Origin of the sequence: Streptosporangium saharense, from assembly GCF_014203715.1 — a bacterium.
Taxonomy (GTDB): Bacteria; Actinomycetota; Actinomycetes; order Streptosporangiales; family Streptosporangiaceae; genus Streptosporangium; species Streptosporangium saharense.
This window is the reverse complement of record NZ_JACHJP010000001.1, coordinates 449,420-474,338: the sequence shown is the minus strand read 5'-3', so window position 1 is coordinate 474,338 and position 24,919 is coordinate 449,420. Positions and strand designations below refer to the sequence as shown.

Genomic DNA, 24,919 nt, shown 5'->3' with positions numbered 1-24,919 from the left:
CCGGCGGTTCCGTGGATGCTTCCGGCTCAGCGACCCCGGACCGCCGAAGCGCCGCGCCATACGACCCACCAGAAGGCTGCCTTTCCGGTACAGCGAGCGCCCCGGACGTCCCAACTGCCTCGAACGGCGACCCCGAGGACTCCGGCGGTTCCGTGGATGCTTCCGGCTCAGCGACCCCGGACCGCCGAAGCGCCGCGCCATACGACCCACCAGAAGGCTGCCTTTCCGGTACAGCGAGCAACCCGGACGCCCCGACCGCCTCAGACGGTGACCCCGAGGACTCCGGCGGTTCCGTGGGTGCTTCCGGCTCAGCGACCCCGGACCACCGAAGCGCCGCGCCGTACGACCCACCGGAAGGCTGCCTTTCCGGTACGGCGAGCAACCCGGATGTCCCGACCCCCGGGGACTCCGAGGGTGATTCCGGCGTGGTGGACGGGCTGTGCCCTCTGTCCCGCGGAACGTCCGCCGACCGGGAATCCTGTTGGTCTGGTGGATCTGGTGATTCGGCATATGAAGGTGGGGAATATCCGGACGGGGATTCCGGGGATGCGGGGCGTGGGCTCGGCATCGATCACTCTCCTGTTCCCGCCCGGGACGGCTTCCCGCGTCGGTGGTGGAGTAGACCCGGTGATCGATAACCTGAACGTCACCAAATCTGGTTATGTCGGCGTTATGCGCTTCCCGGGATGCTGTCCGGACGCGCATGCCGTACGCGCCGAGGGGATCAAGCCGGATGGGGCACGCGTTCCGTGCGCGCCGGGGGGCTCAGGGGAGGATCGTTGCGCGTTCTGATCGCCGAGGACGAGCGCATGCTCGCGGACTCGATCGCCGAGGGCCTGCGTGCGGAGGCGCTGGCCGTCGACATCGCCTACGACGGCGACTCCGCACTCGAACGGCTCGGCGTCCACGACTACGACGTGCTGATCCTGGACCGTGACCTGCCCGGGGTGCACGGCGACGACGTCTGCAGGTCCGTGGTTGGCTCGGGCGCCCTGGTCAGGATCCTGATGCTGACCGCGTCGGCCGATGTCCGCTCCCGGGTGGCCGGGCTCTCCTTGGGCGCCGACGACTACCTGCCCAAGCCGTTCGCCTTCGAGGAACTGCTCGCCAGGGTGCACGCGCTCGGCCGCCGTGCCAGGCCCGCCGACCCGCCGATGCTCGAACGCGCGGGAGTACGGCTCGACCGCGCCCACCGGCAGGTCTTCCGTGGGAGCCGTTACGTGCCGCTGGCCCGCAAGGAGTTCGGCGTGCTCGCCGAGCTGCTGCGCGCCGACGGGGCCGTCGTCTCGTCCGAGGACTTGCTGGAGAAGGTGTGGGACGAGCACATCGACCCCTTCACCAACACCGTACGGACGACGATGATGAAACTCCGCCGCAAACTCGGCGACCCTCCCGTCATCGAGACGGTCCCTGGCGTCGGGTACCGCATCCCATGAAGCCAACCGCCAGGACGCGGCTCGCGCTGGCCTGCGGCGCGGTGTTCCTCGTCATCGGGAGCCTGCTGCTCATGGGGGTCTACCTCCTGGTCCGCAACAGCCTCGAACCCCGTGACGGCCTGGGCAGACCCGCGTACATCGGAATGCCCAACGGCGTCTACGAGGCCAACTCCCCCGAGTACTACGTGGCCGTCAGACGGGTCGAGCAGGTACGGCGCACCTACCAGCGCGACACGCTGAGCACGCTGCTCACCGCGGGAGGCGCCGGGCTCGCCGGTGGCACCGCGATAGCCCTCTGGTACGGCTGGTGGGTCGGCGGCTGGGCGCTGCGCCCTGTCCAGCAGGTGACCGAGACCGCCAGGCGGGTCGCCCAGAGCCACAACCTGACCGAACGCATCGCCTACACCGGTCCGCGCGACGAGGTCGCCGAACTTGCCGACGTCTTCGACACCATGCTCACCCGCCTCGCCCGCGCCTTCGACGGCCAGCGCCGCTTCGTCGCCAACGCCTCACACGAGCTGCGGACCCCGCTGACGATCAACAGGACGCTGGTCGACGTGGCGGTCAGGCGCCCCGACGCGACCGACGACCTCAAACGGCTCGGGGAGTCCCTGCTGCTGGTCAACACCCGGCACGAACGGCTGATCGACGGCCTTCTCGCCCTCGCCGAAGGTGAGCAGGCCGTACTCGACCGGCGCGCCTTCGACCTGTCCGACGTGGTCGAACACGTCCTCGACCAGGCGGGCGCCGAGGCGGCGGAACGTTCCGTGACCGTGCACCGGCTGCTGGACTCCGTGACGACCGCGGGAGACCCGGTGCTGCTGGAGCGGCTCGTACAGAACCTCGTCGAGAACGCCATCCGGCACAACCACGAGGGCGGCGAGGTGTGGGTGACGACCCGTCAGCGGGCTGACGTGGCGGAACTGGTGGTGGCGAACACTGGGCTCCCGGTCCCGCCGTACGAGATCGAGACGATCTTCGAGCCGTTCCGGAGGCTGCACGGCGACCGGTTGCGCTCGGAACGGGGCAGCGGCCTGGGCCTGTCCATCGTCCGCGCCATAGCCGACGCCCACGACGGCACCATAACCGCCCGCCCCCGAGAAGAAGGCGGCCTAACCATAACCACCGAACTCCCCCACCCCACCCCGCCCTGACTCGGCACCCACCAATGCTGTTCGTCTACGTCCTACGCTCTGGAGACCATCCCCGCGCGCGGGGATGAGCCTCCGTCAGGCAGTGCAGGGTGGGTTGGGAGTCACGTCTCTGTGGGTCCGGTTGGCACTGAAGCGAAGGGCAATCAGGAAGTCGAAGGGGTGAGGATCGCGTTGATGTCGCTTTGGCGGTAGCGGCGTTGGCCGCTGGGGGTCTTGAGGGAGGGGATCTTTCCGGTGAGGGACCACCTGTTGACCGTTTTGGGGTCCACGCCGAAGATGTGGGCCACTTCGCCGGGAGTGAGAAGGCGGTCGGTGGTTTCTGGGCCGGTGGTGAAGGTGCCGTCGGGGGTGACGATCTTGCTTGCGGACATGGGGGCTCCATAGGTCTCAGTAGCGGAGCTGGTGGAGGATCTCGTCGTGGCGGGCCAACGCCCCGGCCAACCGCCGCAGCGTGGTACGGCCCAGCACGTCCCGGGCCCCGGCCCTGCGCTGGCCAGGCCGTAGCGGGTAGTACCGGGTGGCCCACCAGCGAGGCAGGCCGGGCAGGTCGCAGGCCTCGTAGCGCCAGCCAGGATGCGTGCTGATGAGCACGGCGATCATGCGCTGCTCGTAGTCGGGGTCGTGCTCGGTCATGGTCGTCTCGCTTCGGAGGGTGGACAGGAAACGCTCCTCGCCCGGAACCGGACCGGAACGAGGAACCGGAAGGCAGAAGACAGGAACCGGGAACCGGAGACGGGAAACCAGGGACGGGGAACGGGAAGGCAGAAGGCGGGAACAGAAGGGGAAGCCGCTGCCCTCGGCGGTGATAAGTGGGGGTGCCCGGCCCGAGCCGGGGAGCATGAGCCGGGCACCCGGTAGAGGGACCGGCCCCGCCACAAGACGGGACCGGTACGCGAGGCGGCTCCCCCTTCCCCAACACGCCCAATGCCATGACATGTGTGGGAGCCGCCTTGCGAAGGTGTGCGGCTCAGACCCCTCCAGACTGAGCCGCACGTTCATGGGGTACGGCGGGGCCCACTGCCCGCCGTACCGGATCAGGAGCGCAGCAACCTGCGCAACCCCGTAGGACGCCGACCCGCGCGGAGGGCGCGGGCGGCGGCGATGGCCTGGATGCTCGGCGGCACCAGCGGGGACTTCTGAGCGGTCAGTTTGCGGTCCAGGTCCTCGGCGGAGTCGGCCCGCACCAGCGACACGTCCCCGGAGTGCGGCCTGCTGCGGTAGGCGCTCCACAGGCCGGTCGCCGAGTTGTGGAAGACCAGCCAGCCGGGGTGAGCCTGTTGCATGCTGTCGCAGCTCTGCTCCGCGATACCGAGTCCTGAACGGGACGACCCGGGAAACGGCATCATGCCGCCCGCCCACGCGGGACGAACCGGGTCATCTCCGCCTCCCGCATCCGCTCCTCCAACCCCTCGGAGGTGACGTCCTCGACAGCCACCAACCGCGGGCTGTCCCACCTGGCGACGGCGTAGAAGCTGCGCTTGCTCAGGCTGTAGAACACCGCCCACTCAGGCCACACCTGGTTGAGCCGCTCGGCCTCGGCGCGGGCCGGGCCGTCCCAGACCCGCCGATACACCAGGCTGTACGGCTGGCCCTCCCGATGCCGTCCCGTCACGAGGTCACCCCCTCGACGGCGGCGCGGGCCTTCTCCTCCTGCTCGGCGACGGCCGCCTGGACCTCCTCGAAGGTGTCGGCGTCCACTGTCGGTTCCGCTCCGGCGCGCAGGGCGGCGCGGGGAAAGGCACGGTTGCGGATGGCCCAGTACCGGCCGGTGTTGCTGATGATCAACCGCCAGCCCGGAATCGTCGGTGCGGTCGTCGGAGTCTTACCATCGTGCACGCCGGACCTCCAGTGTCCGATCAGGGCCCCGTCACCGGTCTCGCACACCGGTGACGGGGTCGATCTGTCTCGATGGCTTTCATGGCCTACTTCCCTACTAGCCAGCAGGGGGACTGGCATACAGGCCTAGTGGCATGATGCGATGCCCATAGATCCTGACTCTTATGAACCCCTGTATCGGCAGGTCGCCGGTGATCTGCGCCAGCGAATCACCAGCGGGGCCCTGTCCCCTGGCCAGAGGCTCCCGGCGGAACCCGATCTGGCACACGAATATGGAGTAGGAGTCGACGCGTTGCGCGACGCGCTGGCCGTACTCCGCAGCGAAGGCCTTGTGCGGACCGTGAGCCGCGAAGGGTCATATGTCCGCGAAGAGGCGGATCCGGCCGTGGTCCGTATCGAAGGACCGGCACGTATCCGTGTGCGACTGCCGACCCTGCAGGAACGCAAGCGCCTGAAACTGGCGGAAGGGATGCCCGTGCTCGTCGTGGAGAACGGAGAAACGCGTCTCCTGTCAGCGTACGACACGGAAATTGAGATTCCCTGACAAAGCAACGCAGATCCAGAAATTTTCGGACAAACCATGGCACCCCCTCTCAGGGCAACGGCCTCTGGTGCTCATATGATGGCGTGAGAATCTCATGCTGACAATCGCATTCGGCGAATATCCAATAAGTCCAGATGCTGGGAGGAGTTGTGCTCCACACTGGCCGCATGAAGCACTCCACGGTGCGGCTGCGCCGCCTGTCGCGTGAGCTGCGCACACTGCGCGCCGCCACTGAGATGACGACCGAGGCCGCCGCCGAACAGCTCGGCTGGTCACGCAGCAAGCTCAACAGGTTCGAGACCGGCAAGGGCGCGCCCACGACCGCCGACGTCGCGGCGATCTGCCACCTGTACTGCGTGGCCGAGTCGACCACCGAGGCCCTGGTCCAGCTCACCCGCGAGGTCGCCCGACGCGGCTGGTGGACGGCCTACTCGGACGTGTTCACCGGCTCCTACGTCGAGTTCGAGGCGGCGGCCAAGGAGATCCTCCACTGGGCGCCGCTGCTGGTGCCGGGTCTGCTCCAGACCGAGGAGTACGCCCGAGAGATCATCCAGGCGGGCCATCCCGACCGGTCAGACGTCGAACTGTCGCGTCGCATCGACGCCCGGATGCAGCGCAAGACCAGTTTGCTCGGCGCCCATCCGGTGGTGCTGCACATCGTCATCGCCGAGTACGTCCTGCGCTACCCCGTGGGCACCCCCGACGTCATGGCCCGCCAGCTCGACGAGATTCTCCAGGCCATCAAGCAGCCGAACATCACGATCCAGGTTCTTCCAATGGCAGCCGGAGTGCACGGCGGAACGGAAGGTGCCTTCTCGGTGCTGACTTTCGGGGACGAGGATCCGGATCTCGGATACGCCGAATGCCCCGCGGGGGAGGTGTACGTCGAGGACCTCGGGCAGATTCAGCAGCTTAAGCTGAACTTTAAGCGCCTCGCCGCAACGGCGCTGTCCCCCGAGGATTCCGCGGCGTTCGTCGCCGCGGTGAGGAGTGAATATGACTGACGTACTGTCCGGCGCCGAGTTCCACAAGTCCAGCCTCAGCGGCCCCAACAACGACTGCGTCGAAGTCGCCACCAATCTCCCCGGCCTCGTCGCCGTCCGCGACAGCAAAAACCTCACCGGCCCGGCCCTGACCTTCACCCCCACCCAATGGCGTTCATTCATCGGCCACGTACGAACCGGCACCTACGACGCCTGACCCCCGACTTCAACCAACAAGCCCTGCGTCCGAAATGTCCGCCTCAACGAAAGTAATGAATTTCCGCCTCCCTCGACGACAAACCCGCAGGTCGCCGAGTGTGCTCCCCACGCGCGCGGGGATGGTCCCCATTCCAAATAGACAGGAAAGTATCTACCAGCGTGCTCCCCACGCGCGCGGGGATGATCCGCTTACTGGTTCACGGCTCCGGGGAACGCGCAGGTGTTCCCGTGCCGTGAGAGAAGCCGAGCTATACGGGCGGAGGAAAATCAGTCTTCTTCGCGGGGTATCGGGCACAAATTCATCGCTTCGGACCTCCGGGTAGGCCGTTTGTTTGTGACGCAACTTTTCGTTGTCGGTGTTCGTCTATTTCGGGTGACGAAAGGAAAAGCGATGGCACCTTTACGTGGGCTCGCTCTGTTCGTTCTCGCTGCCACGACGGTGGCGACCATCGCCCCTGCCAACGCGGCGGCAGGAACGGCATCCGACGACTCGGTTCGATACGCGTGGGTCAAGGGCTGCACCAAGAAGGATCTGATTGTGCCCTGTGGCGCGGTGACGCTGACGCTGCGCAGCGGCAGGACGATCACGCTGGCCGATGCGCGGGTCACCCCTCGCCGCGCCAACGGGAAGATCGACAAGAAGGACACCGCGCCCCTGACGGTCAGCGGCGACGGCCGATACGTGAGCTATTTCAGGGGCGACCGGCTCGTCATACGCGATGTGAACCAGGGGACGGCCCGCCCGCTGCCCGGTGGGGCCGACGTCCTGCCTCCGGGAGTCGGCCAGGACGACGTGGACGTCACGCTCTCCGCCGGTGGATCGCTCGCCGTGATCGCCTATGAGAGTAAGTTGCCACCCCTGATCGTCAATCTCAGGAACGGCAGAACCACCCGGCTGGCCGCGAAGACCTCCGTACTGACCCTGAGTCCCGACGGACGGAGCCTGCTCACGAGGCGGGACACCGAGGGCAACACCGCCGAGTTCACGGTTCTCGACGCGAACGGGGGAAGGGGCACGAGCCGAAGTGTGCCGCTGGCCGTGTTCGACACCGCACAGGTCGCATTGGCGGACAACGCGACCACCGTCGCGTTACTCGACAAGATGATTCCGGCCAAGCCCCGACTGCGCACCTACGACATGGCGACGGACACCCTCTCGAAAGCGGTTCTGTTCAGCGTTCCCAAAGGGGAAGAACCGCAGCGCCTCTACTGGGACACGGACAGTACACTGACGCTCTGGACGGGCCGGGGCAACAAGAGAGACGGCGCATTCGTCTCGTTCGTGAAACGCACGGTTGATCCCGGAACCGCCACCACAAGAAAACTGGACTCCTTCACGGTCAAGAGTTCCCTGAGCACCTGGCACCTGCCCGGCGAGTGACCGAGGGCGAGGCCGTACAGAACGACTGGGGCTGAACCCGCACCGAACGACGGATCGCGCCGAACCACCGTATGGCCTCAAAGCCAAGCCTTCTGCTCGCTCCAGCGATCAGCCCCACCGTCATCCCTGCCTGCGCGGGGAGCACCCGAGCACGGTCGCCCCGGCTCCCTGCCGCATGGGACCATCCCCACGTGCGCGGGGAGCACAGAAACCGAAGGATCGGTGTCGGTCTGTTCGGGGGACCATCCCCACGTGCGCGGGGAGCACCCTCGGCGACCTGCGGGTTTATCGGCGGAGGAGGCGGAAATTTATTACTTTCATCGACTCGGACATTTCGGGCGCATCGAAAAGTTCGTCGGGAGAACGTCAGCCACAGGCTAGCGTGCGACGCGATAGAGAATGCCCCCAGTACACCTCCACCCCGGAACAGGAAAACCAGACATAGACCTCGAAAGTTGCGACCAGGACATCCTCACCAAAGCCAACGGCCACCAATCCCCTCGTCTTTCGACTAGCAGGCCAAGTGCCCGAAATGTCCAACTCAACGGAAGTGATGAATTCCGGCCCTTCCCGTCGATAAACCCGCAGGTCGGCGAGGGTACTCCCCGCGCACGCGGGGATGGTCCCAGCGCCTGGATGACCTGCGCCACCTCGATGACGTACTCCCCTCGCACGCGGGGATGGTTTTGGGCCGGGAGAAGGACGGGGTTTGGAGGGGGTTGAGCTGGGGGTTTGGGGGAGGGGGTGGGGGGTGGGAGATGGGGTGTGGAGGCGGTGGGGCTGAATACCTGGTAGGACAGTGGGAACGTCCGCCCTGTGAACAGCGGGCCTAAGGAGTTTCCGATGTCACCGGAGAGCACGAGCGCACTGTCCGTATCGTCGGGCTTGCACGGGGGCGCCACGGTGATCCGTGCGGTCGGCGATCTCGACTACGACTACGCACCGGTGTTCCGACGGCAGCTCACCGAGCTCTGGGCCACGGCCCCGATCCCCGACGCGAACACGGCCCATGTCACCACGGCCCCGGCCCCCGACGCGAACACGGCCCACGTCGCCACGTCCCCGACCCCTGACACGCGCACAACCCACACCACGCCCCCGGCCCCCGGCGCAGGCGCGTCCCACATCACAGCCCAACCCCACGGTGCGGCCACGCCCCATGTCGTGAACACGGCCCACGCCGCGAGCACGACCCATCCCACCGAGACGATCCACGCGGCGGGCGCGGTCCACCTCCCAGAAACAACACATCTCCCAGAAGCAACCCGCCCCACGGAAACACCCCACACCACGGACACGACCCACACCGCAGACGTGAACGCCCCCGGGATCTCCCGGCTCGTCATCGATCTCAGTGGGCTTACCTTCTGTGACTCGACCGGGTTGGCGGAGTTGTTGTGGGTGCTTCAGCGGAGTAGGGAGGCGGGGACCCGGCTCATGTTGGCGGGGACGAACCGCACCCTTCGCCACATGCTGACCACCACGGGGCTGCTGTCGTTCTTCGAGCTGGCCGACTCGGTCGAGGAGGCCCTGGAGAGGCGCTGAGCCGTACAACCACAGGAGGTCAGGGCTGGGGCAGGGTGATGTGGAGGCGGATGATCGTGCCTGTCTCCGGGGTCGAGCGGACCTGCACGAGGTCGCAGATCTGGTGCACCAGCCACATGCCTCTGCCGCGCAGTGAACGCGGGGAGGGCGCCATCCGGCCGATCATGGGGTCACTCATCACCCCCGCGTCACGGAACTCGCAGACCAGCGTGCCCTGCTGAACCCACGTGCGCAGCGTCCCGTGGCCGCCGCCGTGCGCGATGCTGTTGCCCGCGACCTCGGTGACGGCGACGAGGGTCTCTCTCAGGCGGTCTCCCGTCAGCCCGTACGGCGCGGCGCAGCCGATCACCTTCTCCCTGACGGCCGCGAGGTCTCCCCTGGCGTAGGCGAACTCCTCGTAGGGATCGCAGGCCGGTTCCAGGTCCGCCCAGGAGAAGGGTTCCTTGACGTAGTCGGGAGAGAGTCGGGGACCGTCGTCGGCCATCGTGTACGGGTGACAGCGGCTGATCGCCCGCATTGTCTCGGGGTCGATCGTCCCGGTGTCGTAGGGACACAGCAGCCACCAGGCCGGGGAACCGGTGAAGGCGAGGTTCAGCAGCCATTCGTGGTAGCGGAGTTCCTCGATCTCCGCGCTACCCCTGCCGTTCCAGTCGGTCTCGCCGATGCCGCGCACCGGCCTGCCCTCCCCGGCCCGTTCGCTGATCCAGCGCTGCCAGGCGGGGATGAGCCTGGCGGGGTTGCGGCCGAGCGCCGAGGTGTCCATGAACACCACGCCGGGGTCGGTTCCGGGAAGCTCCTCGCGCAGCATGCGTTCGCGGTCTTCGGGCACGGAGATCAGCACGATCTCCCCCGAGGCCAGGGCATCGTCGATGAAGGAACGGACCCCGGCGAGGAACTGCTCCTCACCGGAATAGGTGTAGAGCTCGTGGCGCAGGCCCGCCGGGTCCGTCACACCGGTGGTCTCGGTTGTCATGGCGTCAGCTCCACGCGTATCTCGCAGTTGCTGTAGCCGAGCATCTCCCAGCACGACCTCACTGTCGGGTTCGCGCCCTCGATCGTGATCCGGTGGACCGAGGTGTCGGCGGCCGCTTCGACGAGCGCGCGCATTCCGGCGGCGTCCATCAGCTCCAGATCGTCGAGGTGGAGCCGTAACGTCGGTGAGAGCGCCGTCGCGGCGGCCAGGGCGGCGCCGAACGCCGGGGCCCCGTCGGAGTCGACCACTCCGCACACGGCCCAGCTTCCCGGCCCCGAGCTGAACATCCGAAACGACGGTCCTGAGCGTCCGTTACCCAGTTCGCGGGGATGCACACACGCCACATGATCGAGGGTGGCGGCGCCGAAGCTGTCACGGCCGTAGGCGCAGACCATGATGGCCTCGTGGTCGGCGACCAGCCGGTCGAGGCGCAGCTCGTGGTCGATCAGCGCCTCGATGCCCGTCTCGGGTGGGATGAGCTGGTCCATCACGGCCAGCACGCGCAGGGCCCGGTATCCCTGTCGCCCCGCCATGTCGGCCTCCCGCCGTACGAGACCGAGCATCGGGCCGAGGTCGGGGGTCGGGCCGTCACCGAGGATCGAGCGGGGATCGACGAGGGTGGCGTCCCTGGGGACCTCGGCGGACGCGGCGGGGTCGAGGGGCGGACCGACGATGACGACCTTGTCGCCGAACAGCTCGCCGTCGGCCAGGAAGGCCGAGGTCGCGGCCGCGTATCCCTGGTGGGGCTCGACGACCCAGCACACGTGCTCGCCGACGTCGATCAGGTCGAGTGTCGGCGTCATGCCTGACTTCCGCACCGCGAACCACCCCGCTCTCGCCGCGACACCCCGGCCGTAGCCTACTGCGCCCCGCCATGCCGTACGGCCGGGCAGCCGTCCCGGTGTGACGCGTGAGGTCAGCTCGCCTCGAAGGCCTCCGCGACGGCGGCCCTGACCCGGTCCATGGTGCCTGCGTCCGAGGGGATCTCCCTGTTGAGGGAGGTCATGTCCACCTCGGGCATGCCGCAGGCCACCGCCCAGCTCCACGGGGTCAGGTCGCCCTCGACGTTGAGGGCGAAGCCGTGGCTGGTGACGCCACGGCTCTGCCGCATGCCGATGGAGACGATCTTCCGGCCGGTCCCGGTCGTCCAGACGCCGGTGAGCAGGGGTGAGCCGGGCGGGGTGTCACGGCGCTCGGCGGGGACGCCGAGTGCGCCGAGCGCGCGTGCCAGCCTCAGCTCGACCTCGCGGACGTAGTCGACGATCCCCTCGTCGTCACCGAGCTTGACGATCAGGTATCCGACCAGTTGGCCGGGACCGTGGTAGGTGAGCTGGCCTCCCCTGCCCGTGTTGACGACGGGGATGCCGTGGGAGGGGTCGGGCAGATGCTGCTGCAGGGTGCGTCTGCCCGCGGTGTAGACCTGTGGGTGGCTGAGAAGCCAGAGCGTGTCGGGGCGTTCGTCACGCTGACGCTGACCGACCAGGTCGGTCATCCGCTCCATCGCCTTCTCGTAGTCGACCAGGTCGTCCTGCAGCAGTGTCAGCGGCCGTTCCCTCATACCCCCAAGGGTAGTTGTCAGTAACGGGTCGCCGCCCGCTGGGGCAGGAAGATCCACATCAGGACGTAGGCGATCCACAGGGGTCCGGGCAGCAGGGAGAGCAGCAGCCAGAGGACGCGTACGACGGTGGGTGACCAGCCGAGGCTCTCCGCGATGCCACCGCAGACGCCGGCGATGATCTTGTGGTCTCTCGAACGGTGCACTTCTTCTCCCCGGGTAGGGCCGAGTCATGGTCTGTTCACCCGGTTCAACGAGGAACGGGAAGACTCCCGTTCCCCGCGCGACCCTGAGAAAACCCTGACAGGGTTCGGCGGGACCGGTCACGGCCCCGCGCGAAAGCCCTCAGAGGCCGAGGATCCTGCGGACCCAGGTGTCGCGGGTCCGCAGGGCGTCCCGGCCGAGCCTGCTGTCCGGGAAGTACATCTCGAAGCCGTGGAAACCGCCGTTCCACACGTGCAGTTCGGCCTCGCCACCGGCCGCCCAGATGCGGCTGGCGTACTCGACCGACTCGTCGCGGAACAGCTCGGCCGAGCCCAGCTCGATGTACGCCGGGGGCAGACCGGACAGGTCCGTGGCCCTGGCCGGTGCGGCGTACGGCGAGACGTCGGGACCGCCGACCCCGTCGCCGAGGACCGCCTTCCAGGCGAAGAGGTTGGCGGCCCTGTCCCAGGTGCCGAGCCCGTCGTACTGGCGGGAGGAGACGGACTCGTTGCGGTCGTCGAGCATGGGGACCAGGAGCAACTGCCCGGCCAGCTTGGGTCCCCTGCGGTCGCGGGCCAGCAGCGACATCGCGGCTGCCAGGTTGCCTCCCGCGCTGCCGCCCATGACGATCAGGCGGTCCGGGTCGTAGCCGAGCTCCTCGGCGTGGTCGGCCATCCACAGCAGGCCGGTGTAGCAGTCTTCGGCGGGGCCGGTTCCCGGGTTCTCCGGGGCGAGACGGTACTCGACGTTGACCACGACGAAGCCGAACTCGACCACCATGTCCACCAGGCGGGGGGTGTCCATGTGCCGGTCGCCCATGACCAGGCCGCCGCCGTGCATGTTGTACAGGCCCGGTGCGCCCGGCACCCGCTCCTTGGGCCGCAGGATGGTGACGGCCAGGTCGGGGGCTCCGGGCCTGCCGGGGATCATGCGTTCCTCGGCCTCGACGGGCCGGTCGCCGATGACCACCGCGGGAGGCTGGGCCATGGCTTCGAGTCCGGCGCGGGAGGCGGCCAGCGTCTCGGTGCTCAGCGGCATGGGCGGGGTGTCACCGCTCATCGCGGCGAGCAGCGCCCCGAGCTCGGGGTCGAAGGGGACGGGGGAGACAGTCGTCATGGGGGACCTCTGTCGTCGTGGAACGGCGGGCAGGGACAGCCTAGGTCGCCGGTTTTCCCCTGCTCACCTGGCCCCGCATAGATATACGATTTTTATATACGATTCCCCCTGAGCGCTCAGCCAGCGGAAGGCTTCGGCTCATCCAGTTGCTGCAGGGCGACGTGCCAGTACCCCGCCTCGGGCCTGAGCCCGGACAGCAGGCGGTTGGCCTCCTTCGAGGCGGCCTGCAGGTCGGAGGTGAAGTCGCTCCCGCGCGGCAGCCGGTCGCGCCGTACGACGGCGACCGTGACCTCCGTCGGACCGTTGGCCACGAACTCCCACAGGGCGGGCTTGGCGCCGCAGGGCACTGACTTGGCGAGGACGGCTCTCCCCGCCCAGATGAAGGCGTGCAGGTCCTCCCCCTCGCAGCGGACGTACACCCGGGCCTCGCCCTCCACCGTGCCCCGGAAGGTGTGCTTCTCGTTGATCCGGGTGACGTGGCCGCCCGCGACCTGGTGGCCGTCGGGCAGGCCTGCGAGGTTGCGCTCACCCTTGGCCGCCGGACGGCTCCCACTGTCCAGGCAGATGTCCGGCGAGCAGGCTGCGTCGGAGATTCCCCCGTCGTGGACCGCGATCTCCCACAGGGCGGGCCTACGCACCGCGTCCGCGAGCGCCTCGTCGAACCCCTCGGAGGACTCGTCCGGGGGGTCCTTGATCGTGGTGGGGACGGTGAACACCTCGACCGTGACGGGGACGCCGACGGTGAGTCCGTCGAAGTGGCCGAACGCGGTCCACTCCTGCCCCTGCCTGTCCTCCCCGCAGACGCCCGCGTCCACCTGGTCGCCGTAGCGCACGAACGCCCGGCTCCCGGCGGCGCAGTTGACGCGGTAGGAGGCCCTCTCGCTCTTCGGTGTGAACGTGAGCCGCTCCACCTTCCCCGTGCTCTCCGAGCGCAGGCCCGCCAGCCGTACCCCCTCACCTCTCGTCTGGGAGTCCGGTTCCCCGACGCGGGCCGCGATGACGCCGTCCCTGGCCGGGCCACCGGACAGCAAGGGCGGCGTCAGGACCAAGGCGGCGACCACGGCGGCCAGCGTTCCCCCTGCCGCCCATCTGCGCCGCCTCATCCCCCTGCCCCTGGCGAGGATCTCCTCAAGCCGGGCGCCGCCCCCGCTGGCGCCCGTGCTGCGTTCGGCGAGCAGTTCCCTCAGGTCGTGCTCGGTCTGGTTCATCGTTCCGCTCCCGTCATCGTCCGGATTCCCTGGTCGACCCGCAGCCGGGCGAGCGCCCTGCCGAGCTGGCTCTTGACCGCCCCGACCGAGCAGCCGAGCACTCCGGCGACCTGGGTCAGGGTCATCTCCTCGAAGTAGTGCAGGACGACCACCGCGCGCTGACGCCCCGACAGCGTGCCGATCGCCGTCCACAGCGCGTCCCGGTCGCCGATCTCCCGGGTGAAGTCCCGTCCGTCGCCCGAGTCGGGCATCTCCTCCGTCGGGACCTCACCGCGCCAGCGCCGCCGCCACCAGGAGGCGTGGGTGTTGGCGATGATCCGGTAGACGTAGGGGTCGGGATCGCCGTCGATCCGGCGCCAGGCGAGCCATGCCCTGGCCAGTGCCGTCTGCACCAGGTCCTCGGCTGTCGCCCAGTCCCGGGTGAGGAGATACGCCGTTCTTCGCAACCGTTCATGACGTTGCGCGACGTACTCCGCGAACTCAGTCATTCATCCCTCCAGAGTGACGTCCTCGTGGAGGACTACCGGTTGGCCCCCGCATTCGGATGACAGTGACATCTCGCCCGAATGACCGGGTCACGTCAGGGGTCCGGCTCCGCTAGCCTCGCCTACGTCACGCACGTGCTCCGGGACGGAAGGTGCCCAAGTTGATCGGCTGGTTCGAAGCGGTGGTCCTCGGCCTCGTTCAGGGGTTGACGGAGTTTCTGCCGATCTCCTCAAGTGCCCACATCAGGGTGGTCTCCGCCCTCTTCGGCTGGTCCGACCCGGGGGCCGCGTTCACCGCCGTGATCCAGATCGGTACCGAGGCCGCGGTCGTCATCTACTTCCGCAAGGAGATCTGGGAGATCATCTCCACCTGGGTCAGGTCCCTGTGGACCCCCGCCCTGCGCACCCACCACGCCGCCAGGATGGGCTGGTACATCATCGTCGGCACCCTGCCGATCGTCGTGCTCGGCCTGCTGTTCAAGGACAGCATCGAGACCGTCTTCCGCGACCTGCGCCTGATCGGCACGACGCTGATCGTCTTCGCGCTGATCCTCTGGTTCGCCGACCGTACGGCCCGCAACAAGCTGACCCTGGAGCGCCACCTCAGCTTCCCGCACGCCCTGATCTACGGCTTCGCCCAGGCCCTCGCCCTCATCCCCGGCGTCTCCCGCTCGGGTGGCACGGTCAGCGCGGGTCTGCTGCTCGACTACCGCAGGGAGGAGGCCGCGAAGTACTCCTTCCTGCTGGCCATCCCCGCGGTGCTCGGCGCGGGCGTGCTGGAGCTGTTCAAGATCGGCGAGGCCGACAGCCCCGACTGGGGGCCGACGATCCTGGCCACCGTGATCTCGTTCGTCGTCGGCTACGCGGCGGTCGCGTGGTTCCTGAAGTACATCAGCACCCACCGGTTCACCGGCTTCGTGATCTACCGGATCGTCCTCGGCGTGATCATCATCGCCCTGGTGAGCACGGGCGTCCTCAACCCCCTGTCCTGACCCGGTAACGCCCGGTGCGTCCTGACTGGTCCACCCTCCCCGTCCGGCACGTCCTGCCCGAGCTGTCCGCCGCCCTTGAGGAGTACGGCACGGCCGTGCTGACCGCGCCTCCTGGCACCGGCAAGACCACGCTCGTCCCGCTCGCGCTCGCCGGGCTTGTCGGTGACCTGCCCGCCCGACGGGTCGTGGTGGCCGAACCGCGCAGGATGGCCGTGCGGGCCGCGGCCAGGCGGATGGCGTGGTTGCTGGAGTCCGAGGTCGGCGGACAGGTCGGCTTCGCCGTACGGGGAGAGCGGCGGGCGGGACCGGAGACTGTCGTCGAGGTCGTCACCACGGGCGTGCTGCTGCGGCGGCTCCAGCGCGATCCCGAACTCGGCGGCGTGGACGTGGTGCTGCTCGACGAGTGTCACGAACGCCACCTGGACGCCGACACCGCCCTGGCCTTCCTGCTGGACGTCCGTTCCACCCTCAGGCCCGACCTGCGGATCGTGGCGGCCTCGGCGACGGCGGACGCCGCTCCCCTGGCGGCGCTGCTCGGCCAGGACGGGCCGCCCGCGCCGGTCGTGCACGCCGAGGGCACCGCCCATCCGGTCACCCCGCTCTGGGCGCCTGCCCCCGCCACGGTCGCTCCCCCGCACGGCTCGCGGGTCGATCCGGCCTTCCTGGCTCATGTGGCCGCCGTCGTACGGCGTGCGCTGGCCGAGCACGAGGGGGACGTGCTGTGCTTCCTGCCGGGGGTCGGGGAGATCGCCAGGGTGGCCGCGCATCCCTTTGGGGACGTGGAGGTGCTCCAGGTGCACGGCCAGGCCCCGGCCCGCGTCCAGGAGGCCGTACTCTCGCCGGGCACGCGCAGGCGGGTGGTGCTGGCCACCTCGGTCGCCGAGTCGAGCCTGACCGTCCCCGGCGTGCGGATCGTCGTGGACTCGGGGCTGGCCAGGCAGCCGAGGACCGACCACGCCAGGGGGCTCGGTTCGCTGACCACCGTCCGCGTCTCCCGGGCCTCGGCGACCCAGCGCGCGGGCCGGGCGGGGCGCGAGGCTCCCGGGGTGGTCTACCGGTGCTGGTCGCCGGTGGAGCACGAACGGCTGCCCGAGCACTCCGCGCCCGAGATCGCCCTTGCCGACCTGACGGGTTTCGCCCTCCAGGCGGCCTGCTGGGGAGACCCGGCCGTCAGCGGCCTGGCGCTGCTGGACCCGCCGCCGCCCGCCGCGATGGAAGCCGCCCGCCGTACGCTGCACGCGCTCGGTGCCCTCGACTCTTTCGGCGGCCGTGTCACGCAGAGAGGGCGGGAGATGGCGGCGGTCGGGGTCCATCCCCGGCTGGCCAGGGCCCTGCTCGACGTGGGTCCCGAGGCGGCCGAGGTGGTCGCGCTGCTGTCCGAGCGGCTGCCTGGGGACGCGGGCGACGACCTTGTCGCGTTCTGGCGCGCCGTACGGCATGGCAAGGACGCCTTCGCCGCCCGCTGGCGCCAGGAGGCGCGGCGGCTGACCCGCGACGCGGGCCGTGGCACCGGGCGGCACGGCGATGCCGGTCCCGGGCCCACGCGGCACGGCGACGCGGGTTCCGGTTCCGGGCGGCGGCTGGGGGATGACGCCGTGGCTGGGCTGGTCGTGGCGCTTGCCTATCCGGAGCGGGTGGCCAGGCGCCGGGGCGGCTCCTACCTGATGGCCTCGGGGGCGGCCGCCGAGTTGCCGTCCGGGTCGCGGCTGGGCAGCGCGCCGTGGCTGGCGGTCGCGGTGGCCGACCGGCCGACCGGATCGGCCGCCGCCCGGGTCAGGCAGGCCGTGGTGATCGACGAGGAGACCGCCAGGCTCGCCGCCGCCCCGCTGTACGAGCAGGTAGAGGAGGTGACGTGGCGGGTCCCGCCCGGCGAGCGGCGCGGCGACGTCTCCGCCCGGCGTGTGGAACGCCTGGGCGCCGTCGAGCTGTCCTCGGTCCCGCTGCCCGGCGCCGACGTCAGACCCGCCCTCCTGTACGGCCTGCGCACCGAGGGCCTGTCGATCCTGCGCTGGACCCCCGAGGCCGTGACCCTGCGGGAACGGCTGGCCTTCTGTCACCGGGCGCTCGGCGAGCCGTGGCCCGCGACGGACGACGACGCCCTGCTCGACGCGGCCGACCTGTGGCTCGAACCCGAACTGTCCCGGGCCCGCCGCAGGGCCGACCTCGAACGGCTGGACGTGGCGGGCTCCCTCGGCCGTCTGGTCCCGTGGAGCGCGCGCCTTGAGGAGACCGCCCCGGAGCGGATCGAGGTGCCCAGCGGGTCGCGGATCAGGATCGACTACTCGGGCGAACGGCCGGTGCTGGCCGTCAAGCTCCAGGAGCTGTTCGGCTGGGACGAGGCGCCGAGGATCGCGGGGACCCCGCTGGTCGTCCACCTGCTCTCCCCCGCCGGGCGGCCCGCGGCGGTCACCGACGATCTGGCGTCGTTCTGGCGTGGTGACGGCTACCGCTCGGTCAGGGCGGAACTGCGCGGGCGCTATCCCCGGCACCCGTGGCCCGAGGACCCCCTGTCCGCGACGGCCACCCGCCGCACCAACCCCCGCCGCTGAACTCCCAGCCCTCACGGCTGAGCAACACGCCCCGGCCTGCCCGCCGTACCGGCCCATGGTCCTGAGCGAAGCGGCGCCCGCCGTACACCCCCCGGAGAATTCCCGGTTCACACATCGCTGACTAAGCGCTATCGTGGTGATATCACTTCGATAGCAAAGGTGGAGCACATGGAACGACGTGCCTTCCGGATCAACGGTTTCGCCGTTCTCCTCGGACTTCTGGTCCTCCTCGCCGTCCTGGCGTGGATCGCGCTCACCGGCGGTCAGGTCACCATGATCGCCGCCGCCGTCGTCGCGGCACTGCTCCTGGTCGTCGTGGGCAGCGGCTTTGTGGTGGTCAACCCCAACGAGGCACAGGTCGTGCAGTTCCTCGGCCGCTACGTCGGCTCGGTCAACGACGCGGGCCTGCAGTGGGTGCTTCCCTTCACCAGCAAGCGGCGCATCACCCTGCGGGTGCGTAACTTCGAGACGGCCAAGCTCAAGGTGAACGACGCCGACGGCAGCCCCGTCGAGATCGCGGCCGTCGTCGTCTACCGGGTGACCGACACCGCGAAGGCCGCCTTCTCCGTGGACGACTACGAGGAGTACATCGCGATCCAGTCGGAGGCTGCCGTGCGGCACCTGGCCACCAGCCACCCCTACGACTCCCACGAGGACAGCAACACCAGCCTGCGCGACGGCGCCGAGGTGGCCGCCGAGCTCACCACCGAACTGGTCGACCGCACCGAGCTGGCCGGGGTCGAGGTGCTTGAGGCCCGCATCACCCACCTGGCCTACGCCCCCGAGATCGCCCAGGCGATGCTGGTCCGCCAGCAGGCCGCCCAGGTGGTCGCCGCGCGCACCCACATCGTCTCCGGCGCCGTTGGTATGGTCCAGCTTGCACTCAACCGGCTGGCCGAGGAGGGCGTCGTGGAGCTCGACGAGGAGCGGAAGGCTCAGATGGTGTCCAACCTCCTGGTTGTCCTGTGCGGCGACCGGGCGACCCAGCCGGTGGTCAACGCCGGCAGCCTGTATGCCTGAGCGGAAAAAGGTCCTGCTCAGACTGGATCCGGCCGTCTACGAGGCGATCGCCAAGTGGGCGGCCGACGATCTGCGGAGCGTCAACGCCCAGCTTGAGTACGCGCTTCGCCTGGCGCTCAGGGGGGCCGGTCGCGACCTGCGACGCGCCGAGCGGGACGGGGATAACGCCGCTGAGCCGGACAAGTCATCTGATTGAGACGTGAGGTGCTTCCCCTCGCGCACTCACCGGATCACACTCGGTTCATGTCCTGGGTGGGAAGGTCCGCAGCCGAGATAGCGGAGGCCGTGCGCCGGGGGGAGGTCACCGCCCCCTCGGTCGTCGAGGACCACCTCCGGGTGATCGCCGAACGCGACGGGCACATCGGGGCCTTCCGCAGGGTCCGCACGGAACGGGCACTCGCCGAGGCGCGGGCCTTACAGGAACGCGACGACCTGGCCACGCTGCCGCTCGCTGGCGTGCCCGTCGCGATCAAGGACGTCGTCGCGGTCAGGGGCGAGGCCATGCGGAACGGCTCCGCGGCGACCTCGTCCGTCGCGGCGGCCGAGGACCACCCCGTGGTGGCCAGGCTCAGGGCGGCGGGGGCGGTCGTCGTCGGGATCACCAACGTGCCGGAGCTGTCCCTTGCCGGGTTCTGCGACAGCGTCTACGCCGTCACCCGCAACCCGTGGGACCCGAAGCGGACCCCCGGCGGCTCCTCCGGCGGCAGCGCGGCGGCGGTGGCCTCGGGGATGGTCCCGCTGGCCCACGGCACCGACGGCCTCGGCTCCCTGCGCATCCCCGCCGCCTGCTGCGGGATCGTCGCCATCAAACCCGGCCAGAAGGTCGTCCCGCCTCCCGAGCACGACTGGTACGGCATGGCCGAGAACGGCCCGCTGGCCACGACCGTGACCGACCTGGCCCTCGCGCTCGCGGTGATGGCCGGGGACATGTCCCTGGCCCTGCCGACCGCCACCCCCGGCCCGTACGGCGAGGGCGGGGCCCTGTGGAGCGACGGAGGCCGTGGCGTCCCGGTTCCGTTGCGCCCCTCAGGACTGCGGATCGGGGTCGCCCGCCTGCCGGTGCCGCCCGGCTTCGCGATCGACCCCGAGCTCCAGCGGGCGGTCGCCGACGCGGGCCACACCCTGGCTACCGCAGGCCACACGGTGACCGAGCACGAGACCCGGCTGCCGAGCTGGCTGGGCAGCGCCACGATCGCCGCCTGGTTCGCCTGCGCCCTGCGCGAGGCCCGGGGACTCGACTCCCGCCGACTTGAGCGCCGTACCCGCTCACTGGCCAGGGCGGGAAAGCTGCTGGCCAGGATCGGCAAGGACGGCGCGCGGGGCAGGGACCGCTGGCGCGGCCGTGGCGCCGACCAGTGGTTCGGCCGCTTCGACGTGCTCCTCACCCCGACGCTCGCCGCCTCCCCGCCCCCCGCGGAGCGCTGGGGCCGCCGTGGGTTGCTGGACAACACCCGCGTCAACCTGACCTACGCCCCGGCCACCGGCGCGTGGAACATGGCGGGCTGGCCCGCCATGAGCGTGCCGTACGGCTGGCACTCGACGGGCATGCCCATCGGCGTGCAGCTCGTCGCACCCCCGGGGGGCGAGTCCCGCCTACTCGGCCTGGCCCAGCAACTGGAAGCCGCCCACCCGTGGCTGCGCCACGCCCCGCTCACCTGAGAGTCACCGTCGACGAAGGCGCCGAAGGGCGATGAGTGGCAACGGCACTAGCGCCCAGTATCAAGCTCAAGGCTTCGGGCTACGCGACGCAGCTTTGTGCCTGGCCGCATGACCTACTGATCAATTGTCCCTTTAAAGAAGGACGGGGCGCTTTCGTGCCGTCTGACTACTCCTATTCCTCGTTGGGCGGACCTTGGCCTACACCTGCACCACGTACTGTCGAGGTCGAAGCAGTCTGTCTGCCTTGAAGCGACGGAGAGCAGTCCGACATGTGGAATCATCGAGTGTCATGGTGAAGTTCCCCTCGATGAAGGCAAGCCGGTTTCTTGCCGTCCTGATGCGGGAACCCCTGGGATACGAAGTCGCACGCCAAAATGGATCTCATCGGACCCTCAAGGCGGTCGGTCTTCCTCCCCTCCTTTTCTCATTCCACGACGGGGCCACTGTTCCACCCGGCATCATTCGCAAGTACCTTGTAGTCGAGATTGGCTTGTCCGAGGCGGAGGCCTTGGACCTTTTGGGGTAGGTGATCCGATGCGCAAAGTGACCGTCGTCTACCACCACGAGGACAACATCTGGTGGGCCGAGTCAACCGAACCGGATCTTCAAACCTTCGCGGCCACAGGCGGCACCCTCGATGAGGTGAGAGAGCTCGCCAAGGAGGGCATCGCCTTCTACCTGGACAACGCCGAGATAGAGCTTGACGAGCGCTATGACCAGGACCGACCGGTGGTGGTGCACTTCCTGATGAGGTCAGCCACAGGCATCGCGGATGCTCTCACCGTCTCGGCCGGGCTTGGCCGAAGCAACGACGTTGTCTCACCCCATCCACGCCTCCTCACCTGCTGAGCGGTCTACTCTTAGCCGACATGAAGGTCACGCTGTTACTCGCCGATCATGTGCAGGTCGCTGAAGGTAAGTTGTTCGTCTCAGGTGGCGGCTGGAGTTTCGTTGGCCCTGGGAGACTTGCCTGCGGAGTTGGAGTGATCTTTCATGTCCCGTGGGATGAGAGTGGCAAGCGGATCAACTTCAGGGTTCGCCTTGTGACAGAGGCCGGGGAGGTCGTCAGGCGAGAGGACCCCCCCAACGAAGACTCTCCCATCGAGGTGGCCGGGGAGTTTGAGATCGGACGGCCGGCGTATGCCCAGCCTGGCGATGACTTGTACATGCCCGTGGCGTTCAACACGCAACTGCAACTGAAGCCTGGCGTGTACACATGGCAAGTTGAGGTCGATGGCCACACCGACGAGGCGTGGCGATCTTCGTTCCGTGTGTGTGAAGCAACCCCCTCGGGCACCGACAACTGAACGTTTGTTCCCATCCCCTCCAATCCCTCCGTTGAGATTCAGACATGACGCCACCATTGGCACATTAGTTGGCAGGTCGCGCGGACAGACACAGCGTCGCGAGGCTAGAGGTTCAGATCGGGGCCGGTGGGGCATCGACAAGCCACGCATCAAGCCGAATGATGTCCACCTGCTGAAAGCGCGTCTACAGCGGTCCCGCGATAGCGGGACCGCTGTAGCTCACAGCCCTTGACCTAATTCACCAACAGTGGCCCGGTGGGTAGAGCGGTTCACACTCCCGTCGGGTGCCAGACCGTCTTGGTCTCCAGGAAGGTGGTCATCCGGCGGGTGCCGGGGTCGGCTGACCAGTCGGTTCCGCCCGTCGGGCGCAGGACCCGCTTGAGGTTCTCGGCGGCGGCCTCCTCGCACGCGACCGCCAGCTCCGCGTCCGTGACGCCGGTAAGGTCGATGGCGTTGACGTCCATGTGCGAGGCCAGCCAGGGCGCGATCTCCGCCGTCGAGCCGGTCAGGATGTTGACCACCCCGCCCGGCAGGTCGGAGGTCGCCAGCACCTCGGCCAGCGTGACGGCGGGCAGCGGCGCCCGTTCCCCGGCCACCACGACGCAGGTGTTGCCGGTGACGATCACCGGGGCGACGACGGAGACGAGCCCAAGCAGCGGGTCCTCGGGCGCGACGACCGCGACGACCCCGGTCGGCTCCGGTGTCGAGAGGTTGAAGTACGGCCCGGCGACCGGATTGGCCGCTCCCACGATCGACGTGATCTTGTCGGACCATCCGGCGTACCAGACCAGCCGGTCGACGGCCGCGTCCACGTTCCTGCCCGCCTCGGCCCTGCCCGTGCCCGCGTCGACCAGCTCGGCGACGAACTGCGCCCGACGCCCTTCGAGCATCTCGGCGACGCGGTACAGGATCTGTCCCCTGTTGTACGGCGTCGCGCCCGACCAGCCGGGAAACGCCCTGCGCGCGGCGGAGACCGCGTCACGGGCGTCCTTGCGGGAGGCCTTGGCGGCGTTGGCCAGGAAGTCGCCCTTGGAGGAGGTCACCGGGTAGGACCTTCCGCTCTCCGAGCGCGGGAACGCCCCGCCGATGTACAGCTTGTAGGTCTTCCGTACGGCCAGCCGTACCGGATCCGTCTTACTCATCGCCGCGTCCCCTCCAACTGCTCTCCTGCTGGGAGAGGCGGGCGGGCACGAAGATCTGGCCGCAGCGGCTCACCCCGCACCGGTGGGCGAACCAGCCGCGCAGCGCGGGACGTCCCGCCCTGGCGAAGCCGTGTCCCCTGGTCGCCTGGGAGCGGCGGCTACGGCGTTTGGACTGACGGTGGTCACACATCGAGATAGGCCTCCAGCCCGTGTCGTCCGCCCTCTCTGCCGTATCCCGACTCCTTGTAGCCGCCGAACGGCGAGGTCGGGTCGAACCGGTTGAAGGTGTTGGCCCACACGACGCCGGCACGCAGCCGGTCCGCCATCCACAGGATGCGGGAGCCCTTCTCGGTCCACACCCCCGCGGACAGGCCGTAGGGGGTGTTGTTCGCCTTCTCCACGGCCTCGGCGGGGGTGCGGAAGGTCAGCACGGACAGCACGGGTCCGAAGACCTCCTCTCGTGCGATCCGGTGTGACTGCGCCACCCCGGTGAAGATCGTCGGCGGGAACCAGTAGCCCCGCTCGGGCAGCGGGCACGCCGGGGACCAGCGTTCGGCTCCCTCGGCCTCCCCCGCCTCGGACAGCTCGCGGATCTTGGCGAGCTGGGCGGCGGAGTTGATCGCGCCGATGTCGGTGTTCTTGTCCAGCGGGTCGCCGAGACGCAGCGTGGTCAGGCGCCGCTTCAGCGCCTCAAGCAGCTCCTCGGCGACCGACTCCTGGACCAGCAGGCGGGAGCCCGCGCAGCACACGTGCCCCTGGTTGAAGAAGATGCCGTTGACGACGCCTTCCACGGCCTGGTCGAGCGCGGCGTCGTCGAAGACGATGTTGGCCGCCTTGCCGCCCAGCTCCAGGGTGAGCCGCTTGCCGGAGCCCGCCACGGATCTGGCGATCTGGCGTCCCACCTCGGTCGAGCCGGTGAACGCGATCTTGTTCACGTCCGGGTGGTTCACCAGGGCCGCGCCGGTCTCGCCCGCGCCGGTCACGATGTTGACCACACCCGGCGGCAGGTCGGCCTGCTGGCAGATCTCGGCGAACAGCAGCGCGGTCAGCGGCGTCGTCTCCGCGGGCTTCAGGACGACCGTGTTCCCGCAGGCCAGCGCGGGTGCGATCTTCCAGGCCAGCATGAGCAGCGGGAAGTTCCACGGGATGATCTGGCCCGCGACGCCCAGCGGCCTGGGGTCGGGGCCGTAGCCCGCGTGGCCGAGCTTGTCCGCCCAGCCCGCGTAGTAGAAGAAGTGCGCCGCCACCAGCGGCAGGTCCACGTCCCGGGACTCGCGGATCGGCTTGCCGTTGTCCAGCGTCTCCAGTACGGCCAGCTCGCGCGAGCGTTCCTGGATGATGCGGGCGATCCTGAACAGATACTTGGCCCGCTCGGAGCCGGGCAGCGCCGACCAGACGCCGAAGGCCTTCCTGGCGGCGCCGACCGCCCTGTCCACGTCGGCCTCGGTGGCCCAGACGACCTCGGACAGCGCCTCCTCGGAGGCGGGGTTGACGGTCTTGTGGGCGGTGCCGCCCTGGGAGTCGGTCCACTCCCCGCCGACGAACAGCCGGTAGGAGGGCCTGATGTCGACGACGGCGCGGGACTCGGGGGCCGGTGCGTATTCGAACATC

Annotated in this window: 29 protein-coding genes; 14 read left to right on the top strand and 15 right to left on the bottom strand. The window is 69.1% G+C overall.

The window, feature by feature from the left end; genetic code table 11:
• Positions 1–779: 779 nt before the first annotated feature.
• Complete coding sequence (locus FHS44_RS02400) at positions 780–1,436, top strand: response regulator transcription factor (RefSeq protein WP_184712199.1); 657 nt, start codon at positions 780–782, stop codon at positions 1,434–1,436.
• Positions 1,433–2,590 (top strand): sensor histidine kinase, encoded by a 1,158-nt coding sequence (locus FHS44_RS02395; protein ID WP_184712198.1) that lies wholly within the window; start codon positions 1,433–1,435, stop codon positions 2,588–2,590. Before FHS44_RS02400 ends, FHS44_RS02395 begins: the two co-directional genes overlap by 4 nt.
• Before the next feature lie 143 nt (positions 2,591–2,733).
• Here the strand turns inward: FHS44_RS02395 and FHS44_RS02390 are convergent, their stop codons facing one another.
• From FHS44_RS02390 to FHS44_RS02370, 5 genes are all read right to left on the bottom strand, one after another.
• Positions 2,734–2,961, bottom strand: a complete 228-nt coding sequence (locus tag FHS44_RS02390; protein WP_184712197.1) for a helix-turn-helix domain-containing protein — start codon at positions 2,959–2,961, stop codon at positions 2,734–2,736.
• 16 nt (positions 2,962–2,977) lie between these two features.
• Positions 2,978–3,223, bottom strand: a complete 246-nt coding sequence (locus FHS44_RS02385) for a hypothetical protein (RefSeq protein ID WP_184712196.1) — start codon at positions 3,221–3,223, stop codon at positions 2,978–2,980.
• Between the two features lie 401 nt (positions 3,224–3,624).
• On the bottom strand, positions 3,625–3,873 hold the full coding sequence (locus tag FHS44_RS02380; RefSeq protein WP_184712195.1) for a hypothetical protein: 249 nt from the start codon (positions 3,871–3,873) through the stop codon (positions 3,625–3,627).
• A gap of 59 nt (positions 3,874–3,932) precedes the next feature.
• Complete coding sequence (locus tag FHS44_RS02375) at positions 3,933–4,202, bottom strand: hypothetical protein (protein ID WP_184712194.1); 270 nt, start codon at positions 4,200–4,202, stop codon at positions 3,933–3,935.
• Positions 4,199–4,426 carry a hypothetical protein gene (locus FHS44_RS02370; RefSeq protein ID WP_184712193.1) on the bottom strand — a complete coding sequence of 76 codons (228 nt, stop codon included), beginning with the start codon at positions 4,424–4,426 and terminating at the stop codon, positions 4,199–4,201. Before FHS44_RS02370 ends, FHS44_RS02375 begins: the two co-directional genes overlap by 4 nt.
• Positions 4,427–4,568: 142 nt before the next feature.
• Here FHS44_RS02370 and FHS44_RS02365 point away from each other — a divergent pair, with 142 nt between their 5' ends.
• The 5 genes from FHS44_RS02365 (at position 4,569) to FHS44_RS02345 (ending at position 9,098) form a co-directional block, all read left to right on the top strand.
• Complete coding sequence (locus tag FHS44_RS02365) at positions 4,569–4,970, top strand: GntR family transcriptional regulator (protein ID WP_184712192.1); 402 nt, start codon at positions 4,569–4,571, stop codon at positions 4,968–4,970.
• Between the two features lie 167 nt (positions 4,971–5,137).
• Positions 5,138–5,974 carry a helix-turn-helix domain-containing protein gene (locus FHS44_RS02360; protein ID WP_184712191.1) on the top strand — a complete coding sequence of 279 codons (837 nt, stop codon included), beginning with the start codon at positions 5,138–5,140 and terminating at the stop codon, positions 5,972–5,974.
• Positions 5,967–6,170 carry a DUF397 domain-containing protein gene (locus tag FHS44_RS02355; protein WP_184712190.1) on the top strand — a complete coding sequence of 68 codons (204 nt, stop codon included), beginning with the start codon at positions 5,967–5,969 and terminating at the stop codon, positions 6,168–6,170. The genes FHS44_RS02360 and FHS44_RS02355 overlap by 8 nt, the downstream gene beginning before the upstream one ends.
• A 393-nt stretch (positions 6,171–6,563) precedes the next feature.
• Positions 6,564–7,553: a hypothetical protein gene (locus FHS44_RS02350; protein ID WP_184712189.1), complete on the top strand. Its 990-nt coding sequence runs from the start codon at positions 6,564–6,566 to the stop codon at positions 7,551–7,553.
• A gap of 843 nt (positions 7,554–8,396) precedes the next feature.
• Positions 8,397–9,098 (top strand): STAS domain-containing protein, encoded by a 702-nt coding sequence (locus FHS44_RS02345; RefSeq protein ID WP_184712188.1) that lies wholly within the window; start codon positions 8,397–8,399, stop codon positions 9,096–9,098.
• A gap of 19 nt (positions 9,099–9,117) precedes the next feature.
• Here the strand turns inward: FHS44_RS02345 and FHS44_RS02340 are convergent, their stop codons facing one another.
• The 7 genes from FHS44_RS02340 to FHS44_RS02310 all read right to left on the bottom strand — a co-directional run bounded on the left by FHS44_RS02340 (position 9,118) and on the right by FHS44_RS02310 (position 14,642).
• The gene (locus FHS44_RS02340) at positions 9,118–10,071 is read right to left on the bottom strand and encodes an anti-sigma factor RsbA family regulatory protein (protein WP_184712187.1); all 954 of its coding nucleotides are present in this window, start codon (positions 10,069–10,071) and stop codon (positions 9,118–9,120) included.
• The gene (locus tag FHS44_RS02335; RefSeq protein WP_184712186.1) at positions 10,068–10,874 is read right to left on the bottom strand and encodes an MEDS domain-containing protein; all 807 of its coding nucleotides are present in this window, start codon (positions 10,872–10,874) and stop codon (positions 10,068–10,070) included. Before FHS44_RS02335 ends, FHS44_RS02340 begins: the two co-directional genes overlap by 4 nt.
• Positions 10,875–10,987: 113 nt before the next feature.
• Positions 10,988–11,629: a lipoyl(octanoyl) transferase LipB gene (gene lipB / locus FHS44_RS02330; protein WP_184712185.1), complete on the bottom strand. Its 642-nt coding sequence runs from the start codon at positions 11,627–11,629 to the stop codon at positions 10,988–10,990.
• A gap of 17 nt (positions 11,630–11,646) precedes the next feature.
• Entirely contained in the window at positions 11,647–11,832 is a 186-nt protein-coding gene (locus tag FHS44_RS02325; protein WP_184712184.1) for a PspC domain-containing protein, read from the bottom strand.
• Between the two features lie 139 nt (positions 11,833–11,971).
• Positions 11,972–12,946: an alpha/beta hydrolase gene (locus tag FHS44_RS02320; protein WP_184712183.1), complete on the bottom strand. Its 975-nt coding sequence runs from the start codon at positions 12,944–12,946 to the stop codon at positions 11,972–11,974.
• A gap of 116 nt (positions 12,947–13,062) precedes the next feature.
• A complete protein-coding gene (locus FHS44_RS02315) occupies positions 13,063–14,154 on the bottom strand; it encodes a hypothetical protein (protein ID WP_184712182.1) in 1,092 nt (363 codons plus the stop codon).
• Positions 14,151–14,642, bottom strand: a complete 492-nt coding sequence (locus tag FHS44_RS02310) for a SigE family RNA polymerase sigma factor (protein WP_184712181.1) — start codon at positions 14,640–14,642, stop codon at positions 14,151–14,153. The genes FHS44_RS02315 and FHS44_RS02310 overlap by 4 nt, the downstream gene beginning before the upstream one ends.
• Before the next feature lie 149 nt (positions 14,643–14,791).
• On the opposite strand from FHS44_RS02310, the gene FHS44_RS02305 reads away from it, so the two are divergent.
• From FHS44_RS02305 to FHS44_RS02275, 7 genes are all read left to right on the top strand, one after another.
• Positions 14,792–15,631 carry an undecaprenyl-diphosphate phosphatase gene (locus FHS44_RS02305; protein WP_312863505.1) on the top strand — a complete coding sequence of 280 codons (840 nt, stop codon included), beginning with the start codon at positions 14,792–14,794 and terminating at the stop codon, positions 15,629–15,631.
• Positions 15,632–15,645: 14 nt separating this feature from the next.
• Positions 15,646–18,180: an ATP-dependent helicase HrpB gene (gene hrpB / locus FHS44_RS02300; RefSeq protein WP_184712180.1), complete on the top strand. Its 2,535-nt coding sequence runs from the start codon at positions 15,646–15,648 to the stop codon at positions 18,178–18,180.
• Positions 18,181–18,348: 168 nt separating this feature from the next.
• Positions 18,349–19,200 carry an SPFH domain-containing protein gene (locus FHS44_RS02295; protein WP_184712179.1) on the top strand — a complete coding sequence of 284 codons (852 nt, stop codon included), beginning with the start codon at positions 18,349–18,351 and terminating at the stop codon, positions 19,198–19,200.
• Positions 19,193–19,396 (top strand): type II toxin-antitoxin system antitoxin, encoded by a 204-nt coding sequence (locus tag FHS44_RS02290; RefSeq protein WP_184712178.1) that lies wholly within the window; start codon positions 19,193–19,195, stop codon positions 19,394–19,396. Before FHS44_RS02295 ends, FHS44_RS02290 begins: the two co-directional genes overlap by 8 nt.
• A 47-nt stretch (positions 19,397–19,443) precedes the next feature.
• The gene (locus FHS44_RS02285; protein ID WP_184712177.1) at positions 19,444–20,859 is read left to right on the top strand and encodes an amidase; all 1,416 of its coding nucleotides are present in this window, start codon (positions 19,444–19,446) and stop codon (positions 20,857–20,859) included.
• A gap of 534 nt (positions 20,860–21,393) precedes the next feature.
• Positions 21,394–21,708 carry a type II toxin-antitoxin system HicB family antitoxin gene (locus tag FHS44_RS02280; protein WP_184712176.1) on the top strand — a complete coding sequence of 105 codons (315 nt, stop codon included), beginning with the start codon at positions 21,394–21,396 and terminating at the stop codon, positions 21,706–21,708.
• Positions 21,709–21,728: 20 nt separating this feature from the next.
• Positions 21,729–22,166, top strand: coding sequence for a DUF6941 family protein (locus FHS44_RS02275; RefSeq protein WP_184712175.1), 438 nt, complete (start codon positions 21,729–21,731; stop codon positions 22,164–22,166).
• Between the two features lie 269 nt (positions 22,167–22,435).
• On the opposite strand, the gene FHS44_RS02270 is transcribed toward FHS44_RS02275, so the two are convergent.
• From FHS44_RS02270 to FHS44_RS02260, 3 genes are read right to left on the bottom strand one after another with little or no spacing between them, the layout of a single operon-like run.
• Positions 22,436–23,308, bottom strand: a complete 873-nt coding sequence (locus FHS44_RS02270; RefSeq protein WP_184712174.1) for an aldehyde dehydrogenase family protein — start codon at positions 23,306–23,308, stop codon at positions 22,436–22,438.
• Positions 23,301–23,498, bottom strand: a complete 198-nt coding sequence (locus FHS44_RS02265) for a hypothetical protein (protein ID WP_184712173.1) — start codon at positions 23,496–23,498, stop codon at positions 23,301–23,303. The genes FHS44_RS02270 and FHS44_RS02265 overlap by 8 nt, the downstream gene beginning before the upstream one ends.
• Complete coding sequence (locus FHS44_RS02260) at positions 23,491–24,918, bottom strand: aldehyde dehydrogenase family protein (RefSeq protein WP_184712172.1); 1,428 nt, start codon at positions 24,916–24,918, stop codon at positions 23,491–23,493. The genes FHS44_RS02265 and FHS44_RS02260 overlap by 8 nt, the downstream gene beginning before the upstream one ends.
• Position 24,919 lies beyond the last annotated feature (1 nt).